Here is a 1,485-nt window from a genome sequence, read left to right as displayed (position 1 = left end):
GTAACTGTTCACCCAGATGGCATTGACAGGAAAAAGTGAGACGATCATCCCTTGATCCACTGTTGCCCCTTGCCTGATCCCGCCAGCTTGGCACCATCACGTCATGAGCAAACCCATTACGCCACCACCCGGCCTGCCGCTGACCCTCGAGCAAGCCAACGAGCTGATTTACAAGCTGATGGCGCGCATCGCCGAGCTTGAAGACCGCCTCAACCAAAACAGCAATAACTCCTCCAAGCCCCCCTCCACTGATGGCTCGGGGACCCCGCCTGCGCGCAAGCGCCCCGCTTCCGGCAAGGCTCGTGGTGCCCAGCCTGGCCACAAGGGGCAGCGGCGTGAACGTCATCCTGAGGACGACCGACTGACGGCAATACCACACTATCCTGCCCGGCAGTGCGCCTGCTGTGGTGAGCAGGTGGTGTCCCATGACAAGCCCTACCGGGTTCATCAGGTGTTTGACCTGCCCGAGGTCAGCTATGTGGTGACAGAGCATCAGCTGTATCGGGGCACCTGCCGTGGGTGCGTCACCACCAGTGAAGCAGCCCTGCCCGATACGGTGAGCCACAGCCAGATGGGGGCTAATCTGCTGAGCTATATCGCTTTGCAGAGTGGTCAGTTCCACCAGAGCATCAGCAAGATACAGCAGCAGCTCAAGCAGCACTTCGGTTTGAGCTTTAGCCGAGGCGCCATCAGTGAAGCGCAAGGCCGGGTCAGCGCCATGCTCACCCCGACCCACCAAGCCATCAAACAGCAAGTGCAGTCTGCCGCCATCATCCATGCCGATGAAACCCGGCACCAGCGGGGCGGTGAGCGACGCTGGATGTGGCTGGCCCTGAGCAAGGTCGCGGTCTGCTTCATGACGGCGTTTGGCCGCGGTCAGGAGGCAGCGAAGCGGTTGCTGGGCAGTGAGCTTGATGGGGTGCTGGTGACCGACCAGTATGCGGGATACCGCTTCATCGACAGCGCCCAGCGCCAACTGTGCTGGGCGCATGTGCTGCGCAACGTGGCGGCGATTGCCGAGAGTAGCGACGCCGTCAACCAGCCTATCGGAGCCCGGCTGGTACTGCTGGCTGACACGGTGTTCAGAACCCGGCATGGCTATGAACAAGGCTGCTTAAGCCGGGAGCAGTACCAGCGAAGGTTGCAGCGATGTCGGCAAAGCTGGCGAAGGCAGCTGGAGCGGGGCAGTGTACTGTGTTCCAAGCGCTACCGTGGGCGCTGCCAGTTACTGCTCAAGGACGATGAGATGCTATGGCGTTTTATGGAAAACGACGAGATAGCGCTGACCAACAATGAAGCGGAGCGGGCGCTGCGTGGCTATGTGCTGTGGCGCAAGGGAAGCTATGGCGTCTGGTCGCATCGAGGCGAGCAGTTCAGGCAGCGTATCCTATCGTTGGTGGAGACGGCCAAGCGATTGGGCCGCTGCCCGCAGGAGTGGCTGAGGGCAGTTGTCAGGTCCTGCATCGAGAAAACCGACTACCCGTT

The 1,485-nt window shown here is 61.1% G+C and carries 1 protein-coding gene; it reads left to right on the top strand.

What is annotated here, in order from left to right; all coding sequences use genetic code 11:
• Positions 1-103: 103 nt before the first annotated feature.
• Positions 104-1,485, top strand: a 1,382-nt coding sequence (locus PG892_RS22220; protein WP_270825899.1) for an IS66-like element ISAs21 family transposase, incomplete at its 3' end; no start/stop codon positions are given.

Source organism: Aeromonas sp. QDB68, from assembly GCF_027707405.1.
GTDB classification, from domain to species: Bacteria; Pseudomonadota; Gammaproteobacteria; order Enterobacterales; family Aeromonadaceae; genus Aeromonas; species Aeromonas caviae.
This window is presented reverse-complemented; position numbering and strand designations above follow the sequence as displayed.